Below are 18,928 nucleotides of genomic sequence, written 5' to 3'. Positions count from 1 at the left end.
TGCTGTGGGGCGGTACTAAAGTCGGAGTCCAATATTACCGCGGGGCGGTGCTATTTAGCGCAAAGCTTGAATTAACCGTTTCTCGAGTAAGCGATAAAGGTGCAGAGCACCGCAATATCGCCGGAAATCCCGCCCGGCGAGCAAATAACGGTGCAGAGCACCGCAATATCGCCGGAAATCCCGCCCGGCGAGCAAATAGCGGTGCAGAGCACCGCAAATACGCCGGAAATCCCGCCCGGCGAGCAAATAGGGTGCAGAGCACCGCAATATCGCCGGAAATCCCGCCCGGCGAGCAAATAACGGTGCAGAGCACCGCAATACCGCCGGAAATCCCGCCCGGCGAGCAAATAACGGTGCAGAGCACCGCAATACGCCGGAAATCCCGCCCGGCGAGCAATAACGGTGCAGAGCACCGCAATACCGCCGGAAGTCCCGCCCGGCGAGTAAATCACACAAAAAGAAGGCTTCCCCGCCAGAGGAAGCCTTCTTTCGCATGCATCTTATATATTAACCGTCGGACTTGTTTCCCCGAATCCAGACGGCTTCCAGCTCCAGAGAGTCGCCGAGCTGCAAGAAATCCGCAGCTTTGCCGACCTCCAGCGAGCCGGTCGTCGCATCGATTCCGAGCTGCCGCGCGGGATTGGCGCTGGCCATTCGGCTTGCTTCCTCCAAGGTTACGCCAACCTCGCGAACCAAGTACCGGACGGCGCTGATCATCGTTAGCGTACTGCCCGCAAGATTGTTGGACTCTTTCAGCCTGGCGACGCCGCAGGTCATATGAACGGGCAGTCCGCCGAGCTCGTAGTCTCCATCCGGCATGCCCGCGGCCGCCATCGCGTCGGTGACGAGAATGACGTTGTGCGTGCCTTTGGCGCGAGTGACCAACTTAATGCCCGCGGGATGCACGTGATGCCCGTCGGCGATGACTTCGGCGGTGATGCGGTCATCGGTCAGCACGGCTCCGACCGTGCCGGGGTTCCGGTGATGAAGCGGCGTCATCGCGTTGAAGGTATGGACGGCATGCCGCAGCCCATGATCCGCTGCCTCGATGATTTGTTCGTAAGTCGCATCGGTATGGCCGCAGCTGGGCACGATACCGTTATCCGCCAATTGCTTGATATACGCGAGCGAACCTTCCGATTCCGGCGCGAGCGTTTGTATTTTAATGACGCCGGGAAACCGTCGAACCCATTCCTCCAGCCATTCCGGCTGCGGCGGAAGAATATAGGCCGGATTTTGCGCACCCTTCCATTTGACGTTGACGAACGGGCCTTCGAGATGAACGCCGACGATTTGCGTGTAGGGCATCGGCGCGGACATGAACCGGCTCACGAGGTCGATCACGTTAGTCAAGTCCTCGCGGGATGCGGTTAACGTAGTGGCCGCCATGCTTGTCGTCCCGTTCGCGGCATGGAACTTCGTAATCGCCCGAATGCCTTCTTCATTGGCATCCATGAAGTCATGTCCGGCTCCGCCGTGGACGTGGACATCGATGAAGCCGGGAATAATCCAGCTGCCCTTCGCGTCGACCTTAGGGATGTTCGATCCCGCGATTCCGTCTTTATCGGTACCAGAGCTTATATTTGAAATGATTCCGTCGATCACCGTAATGGATCCGTTCTCGATAGTGCCGACGGGAGTCACGATTCGCGCGTTGACTACTTCGAAATTGCGTTCCGCGTTATTGCTCATGCCAGTTTACCTGCGGCGGCGGAATCGAGCAGTACGATAAGGTTCGGATGCGTCTGGAGAAGAGAAGCAGGGACGTCCGTCGTGATCGGCCCTTGAAGCGCGCGCTGGACGATGTCCGCTTTGTCCGCTCCTTTGACGACAAGCAATATTTTTTTCGCTTTCAGGATCGTGCCGACGCCCATCGTTAGAGCTTGTTTAGGTACATCGTCGATCGAATCGAAAAAGCGAGCATTCGCTTCCAGCGTTTTCGGCGCCAGATCGACGACATGCGTGCCTTTGATCAGCGCATGGGCCGGTTCGTTAAAGCCGATATGACCGTTATGGCCGAGTCCGAGCAATTGAAGGTCGATCTGACCCGCGCGCTCGATCGACTCGTCGTATCTGCGGCACTCCGCCGCGGGGTCCGCAGCGTTGCCGTCAGGGATATGGCATTGGGCGGCCGGCAGGTCGATATGCTTGAAGAGGTGATCGTTCATATAAGAATGATAGCTTTCGGGATGATCGATGGCCAAGTTGACGTATTCATCGAGGTTGAAGGTCGTCACGTTGCGGAAGCTGAACATTCCTCTCTCGTAATCGCGCACGATTTGTTTGTAAATTCCGACGGGAGTTCCTCCGGTCGCCAGACCGAGCACCGCGCGCGGAGTCGTTTGAATCTGGCCGACGATAATATTGGCGGCGGCTTCGTTAAGCTTGTCGTCGCTGTCGTAAGTCAAAATATTCATTTGGATTTTCTCTCCTCTTTTTCCATGGTGTAAAGCGCGACCGTTTCATAAGACTGTTTCAGTCTTGGGACGTAAAACTCGAAATGCTCGCTGACGAGTCCGGTAAACAAAATGTCGACGACATGAAGCTGAGCCATCCGCGAAGCCATATCGCCTCGCCGCATGCCGACTTCGGCCGAGGAAGTAAAAAGCCGAATATTCGCATGATCCGCCAGCTTGTTCGCACCAAACCGGGTTATGGATAACGTAGTCGCTCCTTGCTCCGCGGCGCTGCGAAGGGCGTGAATCGTCTCCGGGGTTTCCCCCGAGTAGGATATTCCTACGGCGACGTCCTTCGGCGAGAGCGAGGCGGCGGAGGTAAGCTGAAGATGGGGATCCGAGAACGCCGCGGCTACTTTCCCGATCTGAATCAGCTTATGGAAGAAATCTTGAGCCACGATGCCGGAAGTCGCCGAACCGTACAGATCGATCCGAGTCGCGTTGTGCAAGGCGGCTATCGCCAACCGCAGTTGGCCGTAGTCGAGCAATTGCGTCGTATCGGTAATCGACCTTAAGTGGTTAGCCGTAATCGCGGTAACGATGTCCTGCAACGGGTTGCCCGCAACGATGTCCTGATATTGATTAGGGGTAGAAGTCTGTTGGACGAGCTCCGTTGCCAGCTTCTGTTTGAAATCGGGAAAACTGTTCGAATGGAACGTTTTGCAGAAACGGGATATCGTCGCTGCGCTGCTTCCCGATTGCGCGGCCAGCTCGGTAATCGTCATTTGGGCGGCTTGCTGCGGATGCTTAAGCAAATACTCGGCCAGCGTTCGTTCTTTGAGATGCAGGCTGTCCATTTTTTCCTGGATTGCATTCAGAATGCTCATGTCTGCCATCCTTTGTAGAAAATTAGTTTCTTGAAAATGATAACAATCACGAAAATGATTTTCATGATACGCCCTAATTGTACTGTATGAGCATCTAACTTGCAACGGGATTTATGGATCGAGGAGGGGGAATTTTCAATGAAAGTCGAACTAGGGCGCTGCCTGTTGCCCGAAAGGCTGCTCGAAGCCTCGATGACCGCGGAGCAGCTGGCGCGGGCATTGCAATATAAGCCGGAACGCATTTCCGACTTTATCGGGAACAAAAGAGTGATGCCTTTGCAGGTGGCGATCTCCATAGCCGGTACCCTTGGCTGCGAAGTTACGGAGCTGTACGAGACGACAACGTTTCTTCCTTGATTTTGGTCATCCATTCCGAGAACAGATCGGGCTCCTCGAATTGCGGAAAATGCGCCGAACGTTCGAACCAGACGAAACTTTTCGCAGGCGCTTTTAACATCTTATAGTAGTCGTAAGCGACTTCGGACGGGGTCATATAATCGAATCTGCCCATGAACAAATAGACGGGAACCTTCCATTCCGGAGCGGTCACGAATAGGTTCGTCTCTTCCGTTTGCGGCAAAATCGCGTTCGCGGAGAATGAGTTTCCCATTGCCATTTTCACGCCGTCGTACCAAGAGTATTCCGGCGCGACCAGGATACCTCGGATCAAATCCCTGTACGTATTAATAGACCTCTCCGATCCGCCGAATTCGCAACCCACTTCCTCTCGAGAGTAGCGTCCCGGCGCGGGTTGCGATAAGGGGGAGCCCCGATCGCTTCAAGCTCCATGATCGCCTTTTCGTTGTTTGATTTTCTGGCTTCCCGGAGGGCGAATTCGTAGGAACGCAGCTCGCCAAGAGGAGAGTTCGCGACCTGGCCGATGCCGATGTAGGCATAATAGTTATCCGGGTAACGTTGAACCGTTAACGCGCCTAACGTGCTGCCCCACGAGTGGCCGGCGATGAAGATTTTCGGCTGATGGAATCGTTCGGTTAAATAAAGCGTCAGCTCGCGCGTATCTTCAACTAGCTTATCTACTTGCATGTCTTCTTCCGTCAAATTCCAATGATAGGATTTGCCCGAGCCGCGTTGGTCCCAATTCACGACGATAAAGTCCTTTTCCAACCGTTGTTGGTATTTGCGCGCGTAAGCGATTTGCGGATAACCGGGACCGCCGTGAAGAAAGAGCAGAATCGGATTATTCTTATCGTTGCCGCGAATCAACAGCGATTGCTTCACGCCCCCGAGCGATACTTCTTCAAGCGCGGCGATGCTATTCGGCAGCTTATTTCCGCGCGCGTCTTTGATGGCCGGCGTCCAGGAAGGAAAGTATAGAAACACGAGCAGCAGAATAAGAAAAAATAGAGGAAATAAATATCGTTTGCGTTTGTAAAATGGTTTTTTCATGGATATCCCTTCCAGGAGAAATAGTAAGTTTAATTATACTAAATACGAAAACTAGGTGTTATTTCTCTTTTTGTGTGGCTTAAATTATGCACTTTCTTCTGCCGAATTGACAGTTTTTTACTATGGAGATTATAGTGAAACGGTAGCGTTTACATTTCCATTTCGGGAAGAGGAAATAGAGGGGAGATTAGGGGCGGGATGACGGTTGTGACAAACGAGATTATTCGCGCGGACGGGGTTAAACGCGTGTTCGGCAGGGGGAGCGGGGCCGTTACGGTGCTTAAAGGAGTGGACATTCATCTCTCTCCGGGTAAGCTGGTAGCGTTCAAAGGAAGATCCGGCTCGGGCAAAACGACGCTTATTAATTTGTTAAGCGCGTTAGACAGTCCGACCGAGGGTTCTATCGTCTTCGACGGCCGAGAACTCACGTCCATGTCCGGCAAGGAGAGAGACGCGGTTCGCAGGACGGAGATGGGGCTTATCTTTCAATCTTTCGCGCTTATCCCATTGATGTCCGCTTACGAGAATGTCGAATTCGTGCTTAGAATCGCCGGAGTTCCGGCCCATGAACGGAAATCGGCGGCCATAGAGGCGCTGGATCACGTCGGGTTGAAGCCGCGGATGCATCATAGGCCGTTCGAGATGTCGGGAGGAGAGCAGCAAAGAACGGCTATCGCGCGGGCCATCGCCCACAACCCCAAGCTCATTCTAGCAGACGAGCCTACCGCCGAATTGGATAGCCGCACGGGACTTCATATCATTAAAGTTTTCCGGGACTTGGTAGAACAACGGGGCATTACGATCGCTCTGACCACGCACGACCCGGCCATTATGGAAATCGTTGACCATGTTTACGAACTGGAGGATGGACAAATTGTCTCGCACAATTAAACATGCCGTAACTCTCGGACTCACTATCGTTTTAGGCAGCGCCCTGGCAGGCTGTTCTCTGTTGCCTAAGGAAGAGGAAGCCTTAAAGCCGCCTCTCGTGAAGCCCGCGCAGGAAAATTATTCGACGGTTAACGTGGAAAAGGGAACGATCATTAAATCGATCTCCGGAAGCGGCACATTCGAATCCGTCTCTACGGATATTTCCCAGTTCACGGGTCAAGGCGGGCGGATCGATAAGATCCTTGTCAATCCCGGAGACCAAGTCAAGAAGGGCGACGTGCTTGTGCAATTGATCTTGGACGGGCTGGACATTCAGGTGAAGGAGCAGCAATTGGCGTTAGAGAAAGCGAAGTATGCTTTCAGGCAGGCGCTTAACGGCGAGGAACAAGCGCTCGCGATCGCCAAGCTTCAGTACGAGGTCGAGCAATTGAAGTACGACCGGCTGTCCAAGCAGCTTAACAGCAAGCAGTTGGTCGCGGGCATCGACGGCCAAGTCGTGTTCACGGAGACGCTCGACGAGGGAGATTTCGTGGAGGCGTACCAGACATTGGTCATCGTAGCCGATCCTTCCAAGCTTCGGGTTACCCTCAGGGTGGATAATGCCACTGACCTTGGCGAAGTCGAGGTAGGCATGGAAGCTAAGGTTAGCCTGAATAAAGAGGAAGTTATCGGCAAGGTCGTCCAGACCCCATCCTCCTCCCCCGAAACCCTAAACAAAGAATTGGCGGAGAAATATTCCAAGACGTTGTATATAGAAGTTCCGAAATTGCCCAAAGACGCTAAGATCGGCTCCTTGCCTAACGTGAAGGTCGTTACGCGGCAGCGCGACGACGTCCTCAAAATCCCGCGCAGCGGGCTGCGTTCCTATTTGGGCCGGAACTTCGTCCGGGTGCTGGAAGACGACAAGCGGCTTCGCGAAATCGACGTGGAGCCCGGTCTTACCGGATCGACCGAGATCGAGATCGTTCAAGGGCTGACGGAAGGCCAAGTCGTAGTTCTTCAGTAAGTAAAATTACGCATTCCTTGAGTTAGGGAGGCTTTATCGTGGCCTTATTCGTCATGATCATCCGTAAAATGGTTCAAAATAAATGGCTCGTATCCAGCATGTTCTTCGGTATATTGATGACCGTTGCGCTCGTAGGCACGATGCCGATCTATTCCGAAGCGATCCTAAACCGCATGCTGGTTAAGGATTTGGAGACGTTCCAGATCGAAAAGGGAGCGTACCCGGGCACGCATTGGTCGATGATGGGGTTTTTTAATGAAAGCCCCGAGAAGAGAGCCAGGATTATCGCCGAGATGGACCGATTCATGGCCGATCAAGCCGGACCGGGCTTCGGTATTCCGGTAAAGGAGCTCGTTCACGAGCGTCGGACCAAATCCGTCTTGCTCGTACCCGAAGGGGAGCAGGCCGGGCAGCCGAAGAAGGTTAACACGGTAATAAAATCTTATAACGATTTGGAGCAGCATATTAAGATCGAAGACGGTAGATTGCCGGCCAAGCAGCCCGTCGACGGCGTCTACGAGGTTCTCCTTACGGAGCAAGCGCTCAACAAGTTCAAGACCGTGCTCGACAAGGTGTTCCTATTGCAAGACGATAAAATATTGGGAACGGTCAAAATCAAGCCGGTCGGCATATTCAGCAAGAAGCAGGACGATGATCCGTATTTCCGTAACGCGAGCCTGAGCGATCTTAACTCGAACTTCATCATGAATGACGATTTGTTCGCCCAAGAGTTCATTAAAGGGAATAAAATCCCGGTTGCGTCCAGCGGATGGTTTTTCGTACTGGATTACTCCAAGATGGAGATCCCGAATGCCAATGATTTTCTGGAGACGGACAAACAAATCAAAGACAAAGTAAAAAGCAAAGTCGTCACTTACCAGACGGAGTTCGCGGCGCCCGCGCTGGAAACGCTCAAGGAATATTTCGAACGGTCTAAGCAGTTGGGCAAGCTGATGTGGTCCTTAAACGTGCCTGTTTTGATCATGCTGGGATTTTATATGTTCATGGTTTCCAACTTGATCATCGACCGGCAGAAGAACGAGATCGCCATCCTGCGCAGCAGAGGAGCCGCGAGGTGGCAGATTGTTTCGTCGTTTGCCATAGAAGGGCTGCTGTTATGCGGCGCAGCTTTGTTGGCGGGTCCTTTTATCGGAATGGGCCTGACGAAGATGCTGGGGGCTTCCAACGGATTCTTGGAATTCGTCCAACGCGCCCGGATGACGGTTCATCTTAACGATCAGGCTTTCCTATACGGGGCGGTAGCCGCCGGGGTATCTTTCCTCATGATGCTCATTCCGGTCGCGATGGCGACAAGGGTATCCATCGTCGGACATAAGCAGCAGCTGGCCCGCATGCAGCGGATGCCGTTCTGGCATAAAGCTTTTCTTGACGTATTGGCGTTAGCGGTGGCCATTTACGGTTTGTATACGTTCCGGAATCGGCTGAAGGATCTGCAGAGCCTTGGCTTGAAAACGGACGATTTGAACCTCGATCCGTTGCAGTTCGTCATGCCGGCGTTATTCGTCATCGGGTCGGGATTGTTGCTGCTAAGGTTGTATCCGTACGTGTTGAAGCTCGTCTATTGGATCGGTCGCAAATGGTGGCCGCCATCGCTGTATGCCACGTTAATACAAGTCGGGCGTTCCAACAGCCAATATCAATTTCTCATGGTGTTTCTGATCATGACCATCGCGATCGGAGTGTTCAGCGCGGGCGCCGCAAGAACGCTTAATTCGAATACGGAGGACCGTATTCGATACGGTAACGGGGCGGACTTCATCCTCCAGACGAAATGGATGAACGATGCGCCTCCTCCCGCGTTTCCCGGAGGAGGACCGCCGATGGCAACGACGCCGACGGCTGCTCCTAAAGTCATTCATTATTTGGAGCCCTCGTTCGACCCTTATACGAAATTGTCCGGGGTAGAGCAGACCGCCAAAGTTTTCGTGAAGGAAAAAGCGACGTTCTCGGGAACGGATTCGCCGGGCAACGCCACGCTCATCGGTATCGATAGCGATGATTTCGGGAGAACGTCATGGTTTCCCGACCGCTTGCTCGACTATCCGTTCTACGATTACTTGAATTTACTCGCCGCGGATTCTAGGGCGGTGCTCGTCTCCCGGACGTTAGCGGATCAGCGCGGGGTCAAGACGGGCGACACGATCAACGTCGGATGGGAAAACGTGAACCCGCAGCCGTTCGTCGTATTCGGGGTTATCGACTATTTTCCGACCTTTAATCCGAATCCGCCCGTCGGCTCCGTCGATGCTTCCATCGAGAGCTCTCAGAATAACGCGCCGATGCTGATCGTCGGGAATTTGAGCCGAATTCAATTCCAGCTTGCGCTCGAGCCTTACGAAGTGTGGTTGAAAATGAAGCCGGATTATTCCACGAGCGAATTCTACGAAAGCATCGAACAAATGGAGCTTCCCATTACAAGCGTTACGAATACGAAGGAAGATTTGACGAGAGCGAAGAACGATCCCTTCTTGCTGGCGCTTAACGGAATACTGACGTTGGGCTTCATTATCTCGATCGTCATTAGTTTCGTAGGTTTCTTGCTGTATTGGATCTTGTCGTTAAAAGGGCGGACTCTGCAGAACGGAATCATGCGGGCCATTGGTTTATCGCTTCGCCAACTGATCGGGATGCTGGCGGTGGAGCAACTGCTGACCTCGGGCGTCGCGATCCTGATCGGCGTTATCGTCGGGAACGCGGCCAGTCGGCTATTCGTGCCGAATTTCCAAATCGCCTTCAACCCGAGCAGCCTCGTGCCGCCTTTCAAGGTCATGTTCGAAGCGATCGATTTCGTCCGCCTGTATTCCATCGTTTGCATGATGCTTATCATCGGGCTTGGCATCCTGTCTTACATGCTCTCCCGTATTCGCGTCCATCAAGCACTGAAGCTGGGGGAGGATTAATCGATGATCCATTGCGAAGGTTTGGTCAAAATTTACAAAGCGGCCGATCTCGAGGTGTTCGCGCTGCAGGGTTTGGACTTGCGAATCGAAACGGGCGAGCTGATGGCCATCATCGGCAACAGCGGAAGCGGGAAGTCTACGCTGCTGAACATGCTAGGCGGGCTTGATCGTCCTTCCGCGGGAACGCTGGAGATCGACGGCAAGAACATGCTCAAGATGACCGAACGCGATCTCGTTCGGTATAAGCGGGAAAGCGTCGGCTTCGTGTGGCAGAACAACGCGCGCAACCTCATTCCCTATCTGACCGCGCTAGAGAACGTGGAGCTGCCGATTCTATTGAAGGGAAAGCGCAAGCGGCTGCGCGCGCTGGAACTGCTCGAAGCGGTCGGGCTCACGCATCGCAAGAACAACAAGCTGCATCAGCTATCCGGCGGGGAGCAGCAGCGCGTCGCGATCGCGATCGCCTTGGCGAATCACCCGAAGCTGCTGCTCGCGGATGAGCCTACGGGCTCGGTAGATTCGCGGATGGCGGATCAAATCTTGGATTTGTTCCGCGAGCTGAACCGGACGATCGGAATTACGATCGTTATCGTTACCCACGACCCGCTGCTGGCGAAGAAAGTGGATCGCGTCGTCGCGATCCGCGACGGGAAAATCTCGTCGGAGATGCTGCGGCGCAAGTCGTACGCCGAGGAGCTGGAGGAGCTGGAAAGGGGCATCGCCCAAACGGAGGAGGATTCCCACGTCGAGTATGCGATTCTCGATAAGGCCGGGCGGCTGCAAGTTCCCGCGGCCTACCTGGAATCGATTGGCATTAAGGATACGAACAAGGTGAAGCTGGAGCTCGCGGACGGGAAGATTATGTTGACCTCTCCGGAGTAAGCTGGAACGGGTATAAGCGAAATAAAGGTTGTCCCTGTCGTTCATCGGAAGATGGTTTCAGGGACAGCCTTTTCTATTGGTCGGGACGAAGGGATTCCGACGGCGTCCGAATGTTGTTGAACATTCGCGCGCGGATGATATGATGGAATTAACTTACTTATGATGGAATTAACTTACTAGGGAAACGGAGATTGTTCTCTTGCGGAAAACGGTCATCCTCGTACTCGGTTTTGTATGCGCTATCTTGTTTTATTTCACGTTCGTGTCGGCGTATAAAGTATTTCGCTCCGAATGGCAATTGCCGCGAACTTCCGCCTATAAGCAGGCGGAATATCGCATTGTGCTGATTACGCAAGAGCTGGAGACGCCGTTCTGGGTCAAAGTCGGCGGCGCGGCGACCGAAGAAGCCCTGAAGCACGGGGCTAGCATCGAAGTGTGGGGAAGTTACGGGAAAAACCAAGAAGACTTCTTGAAGAAAATCGAAATCGCTATCGCTTCCAAAGTGGACGGCATTATCGTTCAGGGGCTGGATACGGACGAGTTCAAAAACCTGACGAGAGTCAAAGCCGCGTTCTACGGCATTCCTATCATCACCGTGGCGAACGACGTGCCGATGATAGAAAGCCTCAGAAGAACTTACGTCGGTTCCGACCACTTTCTGGCTGGGCAAATGATCGCCAGACAGTTGCTGTCCGATATGGGGACGGAAGGTAACGTCATCCTCATGGGAGACAGCCGCCGGGAATATTATCAGCAGCAGAGAATTAACGGCATTCATGAAGTCCTCGAGCGCTACCCTAACGTCCGAACGGAATATGCGGAAACGCCCGACTCAAGAGAGCAGGTGAGCGCCGCTACGAAAGACCTGATGAACCGAATACCGGACGTGAACGCGTTTATCGCCGTCAACGCGAATATCGCGGGAGCGATGATTCAGGAAATCGGCAGGCGTTCCCAGGTCGAGCCTTACGATATTTATTCCTTCGACGATAGTCCGGATGCGCTGTCGCTTCTCATGCAAGGAAAGCTGGACGGGATGATTGAGCAATCCCCCGAGACGATGGGAAGGATCAGCGTGAATCTCATGATCAAATGGTTGAGCGGAGATACGGTTCCTCTCGATACGGTCGGCTATCTCACCGATATTCGGATGTTGAAGGCGGCGGAAGCGCAATGAACAGCATCCAGAAGAAAATATGGACGTTAGCCGCTGTCGTCTTGTTTATTATGGCGTCGATCTGGATTGCCCTCACTTACTACAACCAGAAAACCCAAAATCAGTACAACGATATATTGCAACGGTATTTGCGCATGAACGAAGTGACGAGCGCGAGCCAGCAGACGATAACGGCGCTGAATAACTATTTGCTCAAGCCGACGGAAGCCAATCTCGTGCAGCTTAACGAGAGCAAAGAGCAAATTCGCAGGGCGAAACTCGAAGTGATCGATCTGAGGAACGCGGAGAACAATTTCGCTTTAACCAACTACATGAACTTGATCGACAGCCTCGTCGAGACGACGGACCGGTCGCTCATGTTCCAATCGGGGAAAGAAGCCGAGGATTCCGCGGAAACTTTTTCGGAAGCGACGCGCATCTCGAAGTACATTTCCGAGATGACGCTTACTTTGCTCGATACGGAGCTGAAAACATACGACCGCTTCTATCGCGGCATCATCGAGCAATCCGCGGAGTTGAAGAAACTCGGGATTTTGCTCTTGCTGTTGATCACGTTTCTGCTCTTGCTGTTCACCTATTGGTTCTCGCTGAGCATTACGAGACCGGTGCTGAAGCTGACTCAAGCGGCGAAGGAGTTGTCCCGGGGCCGGTTCGATTTGCAGATCGAGGTGGAGTCCAACGATGAAATCTCCTTCCTCGCCAAGATGTTCGATCGGATGCGCATCAACGTTAACAACTTGATCTCCGAAATCCAACAGAAGGCGCAGCTCGAGAACGAACTGCAGCAGAACAAACTCTTATTGCAAGAGAGCCAGCTTCGCAGCCTGCAAAGCCAAATCAATCCGCATTTTTTGTTCAACACGCTTAATACGCTTTCCAAGAAGGCATATTTGGAAGGCTCCGAAGAGACGAGCGACCTGCTGGTCAGCGTTGCCGGCTTGTTGCGCTACAACTTAAAACGACTGGACAGGTCCGTTACGCTCTACGAGGAAGTCAAAGTGCTGCGGCAATATATTGAAATCCAGAAAGCGAGGTTTACCGAGAGGCTGCAATTTCATACCGATATCGACGAATCGTGCTTGGTTATCCAGATTCCCGGGCTTACGCTGCAACCGATTGTCGAGAATGCCGTTATTCATGCGGTGGAGCCGATGGAGCAAGGCGGCACGATTTGGTTTCGCGTGTTCGACGCGGGCGAACAGGTGACGATCGAGATCGAAGACGACGGACCGGGCATGACGGAGCTCAAAATCAAGCAAATTTTAGAAGAGCATTTCGTGGAGACGGAGGGACATTCCACCGGCATCGGATTCAGCAACGTCGTCAAGCGGCTTCGCCTTTTCTACGGCTGCGAGGACGTGATCGGGATCGAAAGCGATTCGGGGCATGGCACGAAAGTCATAATGAAAATACCGAAAACAAGGGGAAACGAGAAGCATGATAAAGCTCCTGATCGTGGATGACGAACAGATCGAGCGGGAAGGGCTGCAAGCGATTTTGTCCAAAGGATTTCCCGAGCTCGTCATCGGGCAAGCGAACAACGGAAAAGTCGCCGTGCAGATGGCCGAACAATTTCAGCCGGACTTGATCTTAATGGATATTAAGATGCCGGGCATGAACGGACTCGAAACGATCGAACGGATCAAGGAAGACTACTCCGGCATCAAGTTCATCATGGTTACGGCATACGATACGTTCGAATACGCGCGGAAGGCGCTTAAGCTTGGCGTGAAAGACTATTTGCTCAAGCCGAGCAAAGCGAGCGAGATCGTGGCGACGGTCGGCAAGGTGCTGAAGCAGATCGAAGAGGAGCGAAAATCGCTGGAGGCAAACAAGCTGCAACAGGACGCGCTGCAAAAAGCGATGCCCCTCGTCGAGACCGATGTCGTTACGCAGCTGTTGTTCGATCACGTGCATGAAGTGCATTTGGACGAATTGGTCGGTCTGCTCGGGCCGAGAACGACGAAAGAACGGTTCGCTATGATCGTGCTGCTGCCGCGGGGAGCGGAAGGCAGCTATTCCGCTGTTAAAGAGAAAATTCGGCAATCGGGCAGCGGTTGGGTCGGCGCGTTGAACGGCCGTCAAATTCCGATTATCGCGTTCCGCGAGGCGGACAAATCGTTTCGCTCCCAGGCTGTTTCCGTCGCCCGCGAGCTGCTGGCCGTCGCGGGGCAGAGTGCCGGTCCGGGGTGGTTCGTAGGCATCGGCAATCCGTGCTCGTCGCTAGACCATATCCGGCAATCGTATCAGGAGGCGCTAATCGCGGCAATGGATCCGACGCTGCCTGTCAAATACCGGTTTTACGCGGACACGCCCGTGCTCGACGGAACGGGGGATAGCAACCGCGCCAAGCAGCTTGAAAGGCAGCTTTTCGATCGTATTCGTCTCGGGCAGTGGGATCAGATACGCGCTGACGTCATGGATTTTATCCGGCGATATGAGAACGAAGGGGCGGACTTGCTGCAAGCGCAGCAACGCGTGCTCGAGCTGCTTTGGATCGCCGCGAGGGTGCTTGCGGAAATGGGCGTCGAAACCGACACGCCGCTTTACTCGTTTCAAGCGCAAGATTACCGTCAACTGCAGGCCGAATCGGGAATGCTGCTCGACCGCATGCGGCAATCGTTCGCGGATCGGCTCGAGCGGCTCGAGCCGGATACGATCCAGCGGATTAAGCAATACATCGTCGAGCATTCCCATGAAGACATTTCGCTCGACGCGATCGGGAAACGGGTCGGGCTAAGTCCGTTCTACATCAGCAAAACGTTCAAGGAACAGCTTGGCGTCAACTACATCGATTTTCTGACCGAATGCCGCATCGAGAAAGCGAAGAAGCTGATGGCCGATCCCGAGCGAAGCTTAAAGGAAATTACGTTCGAGGTCGGCTACCACGATCCGAATTACTTCAGCAAGGTATTCAAGAAGACGTGCGACGTATCGCCGACGGATTATCGGAAGACGCTTCGCGGAATGAACGGTCAACCGAACGAGGAAAGGAAGCGAAGCTGATGATGACGGTCTTTAGGAATTCGAGGCTCGTCATAATTGCGTTGGCGTTGGCTGGCATCGTTACCGGGTGTACGGGAGACGGTACGTCGAAGCCCGCTTCGGCGCCTGCGACGATCGGCTCGGCGACTCGGAACGCGGAACCGGACCGGTATACACCGGAAGGACAATCGGTCGACGGCAGGGACGGCAAAATCAAAGTCGGATTTTCCATGGATTCCTTTCAAGAGGAAAGATGGTTGAAGGACAGGGACCTATTCAAAAAGGCGGCGGAAGCGCTGGGGGCCGAAGTGATCGTTGAATCGGCGAACGGAGACGACGCGAAGCAAATCCTGCAAGCGGAATCGATGATTAACAAAGGCATCGATATTCTCGTGCTCATTCCGCACAACGCGGAATCCGTCGCGACGATCGTCAAGAAGGCGCATTCCGCCGGAATCAAGGTGATCGCCTACGATCGTTTGGTCAAAAACGCCGATATCGACTTTTACGTGTCCTTCGACAACGAGAAAGTCGGAGAATTGCAAGCGAATGCGATCACGAGGCTAGTACCGAAGGGGAAGTACGTGTACATCGGCGGAGCGGACACGGACAATAACGCCCATTTGTTCAAGAAAGGCGTATTCAATGTCCTGCAGCCTCTGATCGACAAAGGCGACATCACCATAGTATACGATCAGTGGTCGAAAAATTGGCTGCCCGCCAAAGCGATCGCCAATATGAAAGAGGCGCTGGCAGCGAACGGCGACAAGATCGATGCGGTCATCTCCGCGAACGACGCGACCGCGGGGGGCGTCATTCAAGTTCTTGAATCGCACGGGCTGGCGGGCAAGCTGCCGGTCGCGGGTCAGGACGCGGATCTCGCGGGCGTGCAACGGATCGTCTCCGGGACGCAGACGATGACGGTGTACAAACCGATCAAGTTGCTGGCGGAAAAGGCGGCGGAGCTTGCGGTCAAGCTTGCGAAAACAGAAAAAGTCGATGCGGACAGAAAGGTGAATAACGGTAAAATCGAAGTGCCTTCGGTTCTTCTCCCGCCTGTGGCCGTGGACATTAGCAACATCGACGCGACGATCATCGCGGACGGCTTCCACTCTCGGGAGGACGTGTACAAGTTCGCGAAGAGGTAACGAAAGGCCGCGTACGCCCGCGCCCCGCGCGAATGCCGAAAAATTCTGCAAAGAGAGGCGGAAAGCGCCTACTTCTCGCGCTAAAGACGGACGAGCCCGAGTTTTGATTTCTTTACCTGATAACTGCTGATTCTTTTCGCGTTCGGACGCGAGGGAATCAGCAGTTCTTTTTTGCATAATGTCAATCGAATCTTTCGCGCTCGCTTCCACTCGAACATCCGCCCTTCCTCTACGGGAGAAATGCAAAAAGCCGCTCGCCTTGATCGATCAAGGAGGAGCGGCGCGTGCTTCGCGACCGGTATCGTATTCCGTCAATCAAATAGTAGCCGATGTCCCTTCGACGACAAGATGGGCACCACCTCAAAAAAGTATAGACGGTCGTAAAAGAGTGCTACTGGATAGCGCTTTCATTCCGTTCATCCGGTGCTATAGTGAGTCTTGTTAGAACCAAGATGATTTTGAGAGGGGAAAAGAAAAAATGAAAAAAGGCTTCAAATCGATCGCGTTGACGCTCGTCGTCATCATGGTTGCGATCCTGGTATCCGCTTGCAGCAAGGACAAAGACAACCTCAATATCGGTATCGTCCTGCCGACGAAAGACGAAAATCGGTGGGTACAAGACGAACAACGGTTCAAAGATTACCTGAAGGATTCCAAGTATACGACGGAAATTTTGTTCAGCCAAAAGTCATCCGATAAAGAGAAACAAAACGTAGAAACGCTGATCAACAAAGGCATCGACGTTTTGATTATCTGTCCGGTCGACGGCGACGCAGCCGGCGCTGCGGTAGAATTGGCCAAAAAAGAAAAAATCAAAGTCATCTCTTACGACCGTCTTATTACGAAAACGGACGCGGTCGACTACTACGTCACTTTCGACAGCGTACAAGTAGGCGCAGCGCAAGCGCAATATTTGGTCGATCATGCTAAAGGTCCAGGCCAGCCGCTCTACCTGTATGCCGGGGCCGCATCCGATAACAACGCCTTCTTGTTCTTCCAAGGCGCATGGAAAGTGCTTCAGCCGAAAATCGCGGACGGCACGTTCAAAATCGCGAACTCCAGCGAAGCGGAAGCATTGAAAGACGTTCCTGAGTTCAAATTGCCGGACGATCGCGACAAAATGGCGAAAATCATCGGCCAAGTGACGACGGACTGGGCTCCGGACATCGCGAAAAACTTATCGGAAACTCACCTAACGGCAGCTGCCGCCGATATGAAAGGCGATGTCGCGATTTTGGCTCCGAATGACGGAACCTCCGTGGCGATCTCGGACGTTTTTACAGCGGATAAAGCGATTAAGAGCTTTGTCATTACGGGTCAGGACGCGGATAAGGCTTCTATTCAGTACATCATCGACGGCAAGCAATCGATGACGGTGTTCAAAGACGTTCGTACGCTCGTCAAAGACGCCATGGGCATGGCCGTAGATCTCCTCGACGGCAAAACGCCTTCGACGTCCGGCACATACAACAATCAAAAAATCGACGTTAAAGCGAAACAAACGCCGGTTATCGTCGTCGACAAAGACACCGTGAAAAAAGAAATCATCGATTCGGGCTACTACCCGGCGTCGGATTTCAAAAACCTTTAATCCATATCTTGGCGGAATAGTGATAGATTCGTCTATCACTATTCCGATTTTAGGAGTCGACTCCGTCAACTCCTGATGTAAGGAGTGAACCCGATGAGCCAATACATTTTGGAAATGAACCGCATTTTTAAGGAATTTACGGGCGTCAAAGCGCTCACCGATGTCAATTTCAAGGTTGAAAAAGGCGAGATTCACTGTTTGGTCGGCGAAAACGGGGCGGGCAAAAGCACGCTCATGAAAGTGCTCAGCGGCGTTCATCCTGCCGGCTCCTACAAGGGCGACATCGTCTTCGAGGGACAAGTTCAACATTTCCACCATATCAGCGACAGCGTAAAGGCCGGCATCGCGATCATCTATCAGGAATTGGCCCTTTTTCCGGACCTCACCGTCTACGAAAACATCTACGCCGGGAACGAAGTAAAACGCGGCATGTTCGTCGATTGGAACCAGACGATCGTGCAGGCGCAGCAAATGCTGCAAAAAGTGAAGCTGGACGTCAATCCCGAGACGCTGATCAAAGATTTGGGCGTCGGCAAGCAGCAGCTTGTCGAAATCGCCAAGGCTCTCAGCAAAAACGTCAAGCTGCTCATTTTGGACGAACCGACCGCGGCGCTCAACGAGAACGACAGCGAAAATCTACTCCGGCTGTTGCGGGAACTGAAGAAGCAGGGCATCACCTGCATCATGATTTCCCACAAGCTGAAAGAAGTGATCTCGATCGCGGACAAAGCCACCGTGCTCCGCGATGGCCAGACCATTTGCACGCTCGACGCCTCCAAAGGCGAAATTACCGAAAACGCCATCATTAAAAACATGGTCGGTCGGGAGATCGACGATATTTATCCGAAAAGAGCGAACAAGACGTACGGCGACAACATTCTTGAAGTGAGCGATTGGTCCGCGTACGATCCTCAGCTTGGCAGGCATGTCGTGAAAGACGTGAATTTGCACGTGAAACAAGGCGAAATCGTCGGGATCGCCGGCTTAATGGGCTCGGGACGGACGGAGCTTGCGCTCAGCATCTTCGGAAACCCGAAAGCATATAAACTGCAAGGCGATTTATGGATGGACGGGGACCCGGTATCGTTCAAGCATACGAGCGACGCGATCGAAGCCGGAATCGCCTATGTAACGGAGGATCGAAAGGGCGACGGCTTGTTTTTGATCCAGGATATCAAAAGCAACATCTCGGCCGCCAATCTGAACGGCATCTCCGCTCGGGGGGTCATCAACGACAATGAGGAAGTCAAGGTTGCCAATCAGTACAAGGAATCGTTATACGTCAAAGCGCCATCCGTCGAGCAAATCGTCGGCAAGCTGAGCGGCGGTAACCAACAGAAGGTTTCGCTCGGCAAATGGCTGTTCGTCGGTCCGAAACTGCTCATTTTGGACGAACCGACGCGCGGCATCGACGTCGGCGCCAAGTTCGAGATTTATATGATCATGAACAAGCTGATCCGCGACGGAATGAGCATTATTATGATTTCTTCCGAGCTCGGCGAGGTGCTGGGGATGAGCGATCGCATCTACGTCATGGCCGAGGGCAAAATCAAGGGCGAGCTTCCGATCGAAGAGGCAACCCAGGAAAAAATCATGCAATACGCAACGCAATAGGAGAGAGTTTGTTCCCAAACTCC

17 protein-coding genes are annotated in these 18,928 nt (G+C 53.3%); 11 read left to right on the top strand and 6 right to left on the bottom strand.

Annotation, left to right across the window (positions count from 1 at the left end):
• Nucleotides 1–71 precede the first annotated feature (71 nt).
• From FPL14_RS07985 to FPL14_RS07970, 4 genes are read right to left on the bottom strand one after another with little or no spacing between them, the layout of a single operon-like run.
• Entirely contained in the window at nt 72–452 is a 381-nt protein-coding gene (locus tag FPL14_RS07985) for a hypothetical protein (RefSeq protein WP_182302491.1), read from the bottom strand.
• 55 nt (nt 453–507) lie between these two features.
• Nucleotides 508–1,692, bottom strand: coding sequence for an N-acetylglucosamine-6-phosphate deacetylase (gene nagA / locus FPL14_RS07980; protein WP_182302490.1), 1,185 nt, complete (start codon nt 1,690–1,692; stop codon nt 508–510).
• Nucleotides 1,689–2,417, bottom strand: a complete 729-nt coding sequence (gene nagB / locus FPL14_RS07975; RefSeq protein ID WP_182302489.1) for a glucosamine-6-phosphate deaminase — start codon at nt 2,415–2,417, stop codon at nt 1,689–1,691. The genes nagA and nagB overlap by 4 nt, the downstream gene beginning before the upstream one ends.
• Nucleotides 2,414–3,283, bottom strand: a complete 870-nt coding sequence (locus FPL14_RS07970) for a MurR/RpiR family transcriptional regulator (RefSeq protein ID WP_182302488.1) — start codon at nt 3,281–3,283, stop codon at nt 2,414–2,416. The genes nagB and FPL14_RS07970 overlap by 4 nt, the downstream gene beginning before the upstream one ends.
• 138 nt (nt 3,284–3,421) lie before the next feature.
• Here FPL14_RS07970 and FPL14_RS07965 point away from each other — a divergent pair, with 138 nt between their 5' ends.
• On the top strand, nt 3,422–3,640 hold the full coding sequence (locus tag FPL14_RS07965) for a helix-turn-helix domain-containing protein (RefSeq protein ID WP_182302487.1): 219 nt from the start codon (nt 3,422–3,424) through the stop codon (nt 3,638–3,640).
• On the opposite strand, the gene FPL14_RS07960 is transcribed toward FPL14_RS07965, so the two are convergent.
• Entirely contained in the window at nt 3,603–3,899 is a 297-nt protein-coding gene (locus tag FPL14_RS07960) for an alpha/beta fold hydrolase (RefSeq protein ID WP_182302486.1), read from the bottom strand. The genes FPL14_RS07965 and FPL14_RS07960 overlap by 38 nt on opposite strands.
• 50 nt (nt 3,900–3,949) lie before the next feature.
• A complete protein-coding gene (locus tag FPL14_RS07955) occupies nt 3,950–4,690 on the bottom strand; it encodes an alpha/beta fold hydrolase (RefSeq protein WP_182302485.1) in 741 nt (246 codons plus the stop codon).
• A gap of 198 nt (nt 4,691–4,888) precedes the next feature.
• Between FPL14_RS07955 and FPL14_RS07950 the strand changes: the two genes are divergently transcribed.
• From FPL14_RS07950 to FPL14_RS07905, 10 genes are all read left to right on the top strand, one after another.
• Nucleotides 4,889–5,581: an ABC transporter ATP-binding protein gene (locus FPL14_RS07950; protein ID WP_182302484.1), complete on the top strand. Its 693-nt coding sequence runs from the start codon at nt 4,889–4,891 to the stop codon at nt 5,579–5,581.
• Nucleotides 5,565–6,587 carry an efflux RND transporter periplasmic adaptor subunit gene (locus FPL14_RS07945; RefSeq protein ID WP_182302483.1) on the top strand — a complete coding sequence of 341 codons (1,023 nt, stop codon included), beginning with the start codon at nt 5,565–5,567 and terminating at the stop codon, nt 6,585–6,587. The genes FPL14_RS07950 and FPL14_RS07945 overlap by 17 nt, the downstream gene beginning before the upstream one ends.
• Nucleotides 6,588–6,625: 38 nt before the next feature.
• On the top strand, nt 6,626–9,508 hold the full coding sequence (locus FPL14_RS07940) for an ABC transporter permease (RefSeq protein ID WP_229263834.1): 2,883 nt from the start codon (nt 6,626–6,628) through the stop codon (nt 9,506–9,508).
• A 3-nt stretch (nt 9,509–9,511) separates the two neighbouring features.
• A complete protein-coding gene (locus FPL14_RS07935) occupies nt 9,512–10,390 on the top strand; it encodes an ABC transporter ATP-binding protein (RefSeq protein WP_182302482.1) in 879 nt (292 codons plus the stop codon).
• 199 nt (nt 10,391–10,589) lie between these two features.
• Nucleotides 10,590–11,567, top strand: coding sequence for a sugar ABC transporter substrate-binding protein (locus FPL14_RS07930; RefSeq protein WP_182302481.1), 978 nt, complete (start codon nt 10,590–10,592; stop codon nt 11,565–11,567).
• Complete coding sequence (locus FPL14_RS07925; protein ID WP_182302480.1) at nt 11,564–13,030, top strand: sensor histidine kinase; 1,467 nt, start codon at nt 11,564–11,566, stop codon at nt 13,028–13,030. The genes FPL14_RS07930 and FPL14_RS07925 overlap by 4 nt, the downstream gene beginning before the upstream one ends.
• Nucleotides 13,005–14,573 carry a response regulator gene (locus FPL14_RS07920; RefSeq protein WP_182302479.1) on the top strand — a complete coding sequence of 523 codons (1,569 nt, stop codon included), beginning with the start codon at nt 13,005–13,007 and terminating at the stop codon, nt 14,571–14,573. The genes FPL14_RS07925 and FPL14_RS07920 overlap by 26 nt, the downstream gene beginning before the upstream one ends.
• Entirely contained in the window at nt 14,573–15,700 is a 1,128-nt protein-coding gene (xylF, locus tag FPL14_RS07915) for a D-xylose ABC transporter substrate-binding protein (protein ID WP_182302478.1), read from the top strand. Before FPL14_RS07920 ends, xylF begins: the two co-directional genes overlap by 1 nt.
• Before the next feature lie 478 nt (nt 15,701–16,178).
• A complete protein-coding gene (locus FPL14_RS07910) occupies nt 16,179–17,291 on the top strand; it encodes a sugar ABC transporter substrate-binding protein (RefSeq protein WP_182302477.1) in 1,113 nt (370 codons plus the stop codon).
• A 93-nt stretch (nt 17,292–17,384) separates the two neighbouring features.
• On the top strand, nt 17,385–18,905 hold the full coding sequence (locus FPL14_RS07905) for an ATP-binding cassette domain-containing protein (protein WP_182302476.1): 1,521 nt from the start codon (nt 17,385–17,387) through the stop codon (nt 18,903–18,905).
• Nucleotides 18,906–18,928 lie beyond the last annotated feature (23 nt).

The sequence above is a fragment of the Cohnella cholangitidis genome, assembly GCF_014107495.1.
GTDB classification, from domain to species: Bacteria; Bacillota; Bacilli; order Paenibacillales; family Paenibacillaceae; genus Cohnella; species Cohnella cholangitidis.
The sequence above is the reverse complement of the archived record's forward strand: the minus strand, read 5'-3'. Positions and strand labels throughout refer to the sequence as shown.

Bases quoted from the DNA above. Each gene is read 5' to 3' on its own strand.
- nagA (WP_182302490.1), bottom strand. From the start codon at position 1,692: ATGAGCAATAACGCGGAACGCAATTTCGAAGTAGTCAACGCGCGAATC.
- nagB (WP_182302489.1), bottom strand. From the start codon at position 2,417: ATGAATATTTTGACTTACGACAGCGACGACAAGCTTAACGAAGCCGCC.
- FPL14_RS07970 (WP_182302488.1), bottom strand. From the start codon at position 3,283: ATGAGCATTCTGAATGCAATCCAGGAAAAAATGGACAGCCTGCATCTC.
- FPL14_RS07965 (WP_182302487.1), top strand. From the start codon at position 3,422: ATGAAAGTCGAACTAGGGCGCTGCCTGTTGCCCGAAAGGCTGCTCGAA.
- FPL14_RS07960 (WP_182302486.1), bottom strand. From the start codon at position 3,899: ATGGCAATGGGAAACTCATTCTCCGCGAACGCGATTTTGCCGCAAACG.
- FPL14_RS07955 (WP_182302485.1), bottom strand. From the start codon at position 4,690: ATGAAAAAACCATTTTACAAACGCAAACGATATTTATTTCCTCTATTT.
- FPL14_RS07950 (WP_182302484.1), top strand. From the start codon at position 4,889: ATGACGGTTGTGACAAACGAGATTATTCGCGCGGACGGGGTTAAACGC.
- FPL14_RS07935 (WP_182302482.1), top strand. From the start codon at position 9,512: ATGATCCATTGCGAAGGTTTGGTCAAAATTTACAAAGCGGCCGATCTC.
- FPL14_RS07925 (WP_182302480.1), top strand. From the start codon at position 11,564: ATGAACAGCATCCAGAAGAAAATATGGACGTTAGCCGCTGTCGTCTTG.
- FPL14_RS07920 (WP_182302479.1), top strand. From the start codon at position 13,005: ATGATAAAGCTCCTGATCGTGGATGACGAACAGATCGAGCGGGAAGGG.
- xylF (WP_182302478.1), top strand. From the start codon at position 14,573: ATGATGACGGTCTTTAGGAATTCGAGGCTCGTCATAATTGCGTTGGCG.
- FPL14_RS07910 (WP_182302477.1), top strand. From the start codon at position 16,179: ATGAAAAAAGGCTTCAAATCGATCGCGTTGACGCTCGTCGTCATCATG.
- FPL14_RS07905 (WP_182302476.1), top strand. From the start codon at position 17,385: ATGAGCCAATACATTTTGGAAATGAACCGCATTTTTAAGGAATTTACG.